Origin of the sequence: Neorhizobium sp. T7_12, from assembly GCF_002968535.1 — a bacterium.
In the GTDB taxonomy this organism is placed as follows: domain Bacteria; phylum Pseudomonadota; class Alphaproteobacteria; order Rhizobiales; family Rhizobiaceae; genus Neorhizobium; species Neorhizobium tomejilense.
The window spans coordinates 1-6,465 of the sequence record NZ_PVBK01000040.1 but is presented as its reverse complement, the minus strand read 5'-3'; the positions used below and the strand labels follow the sequence as shown (position 1 = coordinate 6,465).

The 6,465-nt window shown below is 53.7% G+C and carries 3 tRNA genes and 3 rRNA genes; all 6 read right to left on the bottom strand.

Annotated elements, in window-relative coordinates:
- Positions 1-10: 10 nt before the first annotated feature.
- Positions 11-87, bottom strand: a tRNA-Met gene (locus C5J26_RS32315).
- Positions 88-352: 265 nt separating this feature from the next.
- Positions 353-467, bottom strand: a 5S ribosomal RNA gene (rrf, locus tag C5J26_RS32310).
- Between the two features lie 239 nt (positions 468-706).
- A 23S ribosomal RNA gene (locus C5J26_RS32305) occupies positions 707-3,505 on the bottom strand.
- Between the two features lie 512 nt (positions 3,506-4,017).
- Positions 4,018-4,093, bottom strand: a tRNA-Ala gene (locus C5J26_RS32300).
- A gap of 77 nt (positions 4,094-4,170) precedes the next feature.
- A tRNA-Ile gene (locus C5J26_RS32295) sits at positions 4,171-4,247 on the bottom strand.
- Positions 4,248-4,579: 332 nt separating this feature from the next.
- Positions 4,580-6,060 (bottom strand): 16S ribosomal RNA (locus tag C5J26_RS32290).
- The 16S, 23S and 5S rRNA genes sit together here with 3 tRNA genes alongside, the layout of an rRNA operon.
- Positions 6,061-6,465 lie beyond the last annotated feature (405 nt).

Genomic DNA, 6,465 nt, shown 5'->3' with positions numbered 1-6,465 from the left:
TTTTGGAATTTGGTTGCGGGGGCAGGATTTGAACCTGCGGCCTTCAGGTTATGAGCCTGACGAGCTACCGGGCTGCTCCACCCCGCGTTATAAGGTTTTTGCCTGCGGCAAAAGACCGTGCGTAAATCCCTGCGGGATTTATCGCGATGGCGTAACCGCTTAGGCGGTTACGCCTTCTGCCTGAGCAACTTGGCGAAGCCGAGTTGTCTCATGTGAGGGCGCACCTGGAATATGCGGTGCGATTTCCTCGTATTTCCGGTCTTCAAACGACGAAAGGCCGCTTGTGGGCGGCCCTTTGGTCGGCTTAAGGGCCGTTAGTTTTCGTTATGAGAAGATATGTTGCGTTTTGCAGACCTGGCAGCGACCTACTCTCCCGCGTCTTGAGACGGAGTACCATTGGCGCAGGGGCGTTTCACGGCCGTGTTCGGAATGGGAACGGGTGCGGCCGCCCCGCAATGACCACCAGGTCAACGAAGCGCAACATTGTGAGAAGCTGGTTGAGGCGAACCTCATTTTTTAGTCTTTTTGAACACGTCTTTGAACCTTTCCAGATCTGACGAATGCTTTTGGCACCCATACAGGCCAGCGGCCGTCGCCAATCGTTTGGCGGGCCGCCCGCAGCGTAGCGACCCATTGGGTCGCGTCAGCGTCAGGACAAAGGTCTTTGGCATCATCAAGCAAAGCTTGATGAGCATGAACAATGAGAACGATCAAGCCAATCGGGCGATTAGTACCGGTAAGCTTCATGCATTGCTGCACGTCCACACCCGGCCTATCAACGTGGTCGTCTTCCACGGCCCTGATAGGGAATACTCGTTTTCAGGTTGGTTTCCCGCTTAGATGCCTTCAGCGGTTATCCATTCCATATATAGCTACCCTGCTATGCCCTTGGCAGGACAACAGGTCCACCAGAGATATGTCCATCCCGGTCCTCTCGTACTAGGGACAGATCCTGTCAATATTCCTACACCCACGGCAGATAGGGACCGAACTGTCTCACGACGTTCTGAACCCAGCTCACGTACCGCTTTAATTGGCGAACAGCCAAACCCTTGGGACCTGCTCCAGCCCCAGGATGCGATGAGCCGACATCGAGGTGCCAAACAACCCCGTCGATATGGACTCTTGGGGGTCATCAGCCTGTTATCCCCGGCGTACCTTTTATCCGTTGAGCGATGGCCCTTCCACGCGGGACCACCGGATCACTATGACCGACTTTCGTCTCTGCTCGACTTGTCAGTCTCGCAGTCAGGCGGGCTTATGCCATTGCACTCGACGACCGATTTCCGACCGGTCTGAGCCCACCATCGCGCGCCTCCGTTACTCTTTCGGAGGCGACCGCCCCAGTCAAACTACCCACCATACACTGTCCCGGATCCGGATAACGGACCGCGGTTAGACATCCATGACGATAAGGGTGGTATTTCAAGGATGGCTCCACGAAGACTGGCGTCCCCGCTTCAAAGCCTACCACCTATCCTACACATGCCGACACGAATGCCAGTGTAAAGCTATAGTAAAGGTGCACGGGGTCTTTCCGTCTGACCGCAGGAACCCCGCATCTTCACGGGGAATTCAATTTCACTGAGTCTATGTTGGAGACAGCGGGGAAGTCGTTACGCCATTCGTGCAGGTCGGAACTTACCCGACAAGGAATTTCGCTACCTTAGGACCGTTATAGTTACGGCCGCCGTTTACTGGGGCTTCGATTCAAAGCTTGCACCTCTCCTCTTAACCTTCCAGCACCGGGCAGGCGTCAGACCCTATACGTCGTCTTTAGACTTCGCAGAGCCCTGTGTTTTTGATAAACAGTCGCTACCCCCTGGTCTGTGCCACCCCATCATGGTTGCCCAAAATGGGGTCACGCTTCTTCCGAAGTTACGCGTGCAATTTGCCGAGTTCCTTCAACATAGTTCTCTCAAGCGCCTTGGTATACTCTACCTGACCACCTGTGTCGGTTTCGGGTACGGTCTATACGGTGGAGCTATTTCCTGGAACCGCCCCACTGCCCAACCAATCCAATAAGGTTGAACAATTTTTGCGATCCGTCACTACCACCAGGCCCACGAATATTAACGTGGTTCCCATCACCTACGCATTTCTGCCTCGGCTTAGGGGCCGGCTAACCCTGCTCAGATTAACTTTAAGCAGGAACCCTTGGTCTTTCGGCGAGAGGGTCTCTCACCCTCTTTATCGTTACTCATGTCAACATTCGCACTTCCGATACCTCCAGAGGCCCTCACGGGTCCTCCTTCACAGGCTTACGGAACGCTCCGCTACCACACGTCTTGCGACGTATCCTCAGCTTCGGTGCATGGCTTTAGCCCCGTTACATTTTCGGCGCAAAGACCCTTAATTAGACCAGTGAGCTGTTACGCTTTCTTTAAATGATGGCTGCTTCTAAGCCAACATCCTGGTTGTTTTGGGATCCTCACATCCTTTCCCACTTAGCCATGACTTGGGGACCTTAGCTGGAGGTCAGGGTTGTTTCCCTTTTCACGACGGACGTTAGCACCCGCCGTGTGTCTGCCGATTAGTACTCCCGGGTATTCGGAGTTTGGTTAGGATCAGTAAGACGGTGAGTCCCCATAGCCCATCCAGTGCTCTACCCCCCGGGGTATTCGATCGACGCACTACCTAAATAGTTTTCGCGGAGAACCAGCTATTTCCGAGTTTGATTGGCCTTTCACCCCTAGCCACAAGTCATCCCAATCTATTGCAACAGATGCGGGTTCGGTCCTCCAGTTGGTGTTACCCAACCTTCAACCTGCTCATGGCTAGATCACTCGGTTTCGGGTCTAATGCAACTAACTGAACGCCCTGTTCAGACTCGCTTTCGCTGCGCCTACACCTACCGGCTTAAGCTTGCTAGTTACACTAAGTCGTTGACCCATTATACAAAAGGTACGCCGTCAGGCTTGCGCCCTCCGACTGTTTGTAGGCATCCGGTTTCAGGTTCTATTTCACTCCCCTTGTCGGGGTGCTTTTCACCTTTCCCTCACGGTACTTGTTCGCTATCGGTCATGCACGAGTACTTAGGCTTGGAGAGTGGTCTCCCCATGTTCAGACAGGATTTCACGTGTCCCGCCCTACTCTAGGACAATCAGTGTTCTACGCCTACGGGGCTATCACCCGCTACGGCCGCCTTTTCCAAAGCGTTCGGCTTTATTCCTGATTGCCACTGGCCTGGTCCGTGTTCGCTCGCCACTACTTACGGAGTCTCGGTTGATGTCCTTTCCTTCGGGTACTTAGATGTTTCAGTTCCCCGAGTTCGCTTCTTACCCCTATTTTATTCGAAGGTAAGATACCTTTTAACAATACCTAGAAACCTAAACCGTCCCGAAAGACGGCTTAAACTTTCTAGGTATCTAAGGTGGGTTGCCCCATTCGGAGATCCATGGATCAAAGCTCATTCGCAGCTCCCCACGGCTTATCGCAGCGTATCACGTCCTTCTTCGCCTGTGCATGCCAAGGCATCCACCAAATGCCCTTACGACACTTAATCGTTCTCATTGCCAATGCTCATCAATATAGCCACCCATCAGGTTTCCCCAATGCGTGGCGGACCGGTTACCTTTTACAACCAGCCCTTCTCATGATGCCATCGACGTGTTCGACAAGCTTGCTTGATTGGGGTCACGCCGAGCGACCCGCTTACAAACTTGTCTTTAAGACCAGCTTCTCGAGATGTGATCCAGGACCGCGCGGTCAGGCAACGGCCATCAGTAAGTCATCAGAGCCATTCTTCAGGACAAGTCCCTCAAAATGACAACAACGACCGACCAGAGTGACAAGCTTCCTACCTATTCCGGCCCCTCTTTCGTATCCGGCCGGCTAGGCCATCAACGACATCATTGGAACCGGCTTCGGACACGGGCCTAAACCCATACCTGGAAGCCTCCAGATCAATCTTCTCTTCACGATTTTTGCAGAACAGGCAGCACTTCATCGAAGTGATGCAAACTTTATTTTCTTCAAAGGATATGTCTTGCCGCTCGTCTCGACACCAAAGTGAATTGGTGGAGCTGAGCGGGATCGAACCGCTGACCCCCTGCTTGCAAAGCAGGTGCTCTCCCAGCTGAGCTACAGCCCCAACCATCACAAACACCTGACGCGCAAACGCCAGGATCAGGTAAACCATCAAGCAAACCAACAGCGGCGAACCAAGAATGGTGGGCCCGGGTAGACTCGAACTACCGACCCCACGCTTATCAAGCGTGTGCTCTAACCAACTGAGCTACGGGCCCATCTCGCCAGGCTCGAAAGCCCAAACGTAAACCGCCCATACAGGCTCAGCGAGCCGTCGCCGGTCGTCCGGCGCCCTCGCGGAGCGTCAGCATGTCGAAGACATGCGAACAGACGCGTGAGCGCAAACCAATGGTTCATATCCTTTTGAAGAAAGAGAAACGTAGTCGGCGGGTTCGCCATACCATCCGATTACCGAAGTAATTCCGTGGCGTATTGCGTTTCGATGGTCACCTGACTGGTGCCATCTATTGTTCTAAAAAGCACGGGAAGGTTCATATTGGGGAGATCCGAAGATCAGGCCAATCGTCTTACCATTCCACAGCTTCCTTAGAAAGGAGGTGATCCAGCCGCAGGTTCCCCTACGGCTACCTTGTTACGACTTCACCCCAGTCGCTGACCCTACCGTGGTTAGCTGCCTCCTTGCGGTTAGCGCACTACCTTCGGGTAAAACCAACTCCCATGGTGTGACGGGCGGTGTGTACAAGGCCCGGGAACGTATTCACCGCGGCGTGCTGATCCGCGATTACTAGCGATTCCAACTTCATGCACTCGAGTTGCAGAGTGCAATCCGAACTGAGATGGCTTTTGGAGATTAGCTCGGGATCGCTCCTTCGCTGCCCACTGTCACCACCATTGTAGCACGTGTGTAGCCCAGCCCGTAAGGGCCATGAGGACTTGACGTCATCCCCACCTTCCTCTCGGCTTATCACCGGCAGTCCCCTTAGAGTGCCCAACTGAATGCTGGCAACTAAGGGCGAGGGTTGCGCTCGTTGCGGGACTTAACCCAACATCTCACGACACGAGCTGACGACAGCCATGCAGCACCTGTGTCCCGGTCCCCGAAGGGAACACTACATCTCTGTAGCTAGCCGGGCATGTCAAGGGCTGGTAAGGTTCTGCGCGTTGCTTCGAATTAAACCACATGCTCCACCGCTTGTGCGGGCCCCCGTCAATTCCTTTGAGTTTTAATCTTGCGACCGTACTCCCCAGGCGGAATGTTTAATGCGTTAGCTGCGCCACCGACAAGTAAACTTGCCGACGGCTAACATTCATCGTTTACGGCGTGGACTACCAGGGTATCTAATCCTGTTTGCTCCCCACGCTTTCGCACCTCAGCGTCAGTAATGGACCAGTAAGCCGCCTTCGCCACTGGTGTTCCTGCGAATATCTACGAATTTCACCTCTACACTCGCAATTCCACTTACCTCTTCCATACTCAAGATACCCAGTATCAAAGGCAGTTCCAGAGTTGAGCTCTGGGATTTCACCCCTGACTTAAATATCCGCCTACGTGCGCTTTACGCCCAGTAATTCCGAACAACGCTAGCCCCCTTCGTATTACCGCGGCTGCTGGCACGAAGTTAGCCGGGGCTTCTTCTCCGGATACCGTCATTATCTTCTCCGGTGAAAGAGCTTTACAATCCTAAGACCTTCATCACTCACGCGGCATGGCTGGATCAGGCTTGCGCCCATTGTCCAATATTCCCCACTGCTGCCTCCCGTAGGAGTTTGGGCCGTGTCTCAGTCCCAATGTGGCTGATCATCCTCTCAGACCAGCTATGGATCGTCGCCTTGGTAGGCCTTTACCCCACCAACTAGCTAATCCAACGCGGGCTCATCCATCCCCGATAAATCTTTCCCCCGAAGGGCGTATACGGTATTAGCTCCAGTTTCCCGGAGTTGTTCCGTAGGGATGGGTAGATTCCCACGCGTTACTCACCCGTCTGCCGCTCCCCTTGCGGGGCGCTCGACTTGCATGTGTTAAGCCTGCCGCCAGCGTTCGTTCTGAGCCAGGATCAAACTCTCAAGTTGAGAATCCAATCCGACTAATCACTCTTGTTCTGAATCGACGAGAACTCACTATGATCAGGTCCGCATCACTGCGCACCAAACCAGGTGTTCTCTTGTTCAAAACGTGACCGTCATTTGTCTTCCATAGATCAGGGCCTAAACCCCGATCCGCGAAAACCGCCGACCACGTTTCTCTTTCTTCTCATCTTCAATTGTCAAATAACCGACGCTTCAAAACCCAAGGGCCAAACCGTCAAAACTTCTCAAACAGCGATACATCCAGAGACCAAACCGAAACTCGGTCCCAACCAGCATGCGCCAATCAATCAGTGATTTCTGAAGAACGAAAGTCGTCGTCGCCAGCAGCGCCGCCGCCCTCGTTCAGTGAGCGGGTTATAGAGCCGACCCCAGTTTGAAGTCAACAGC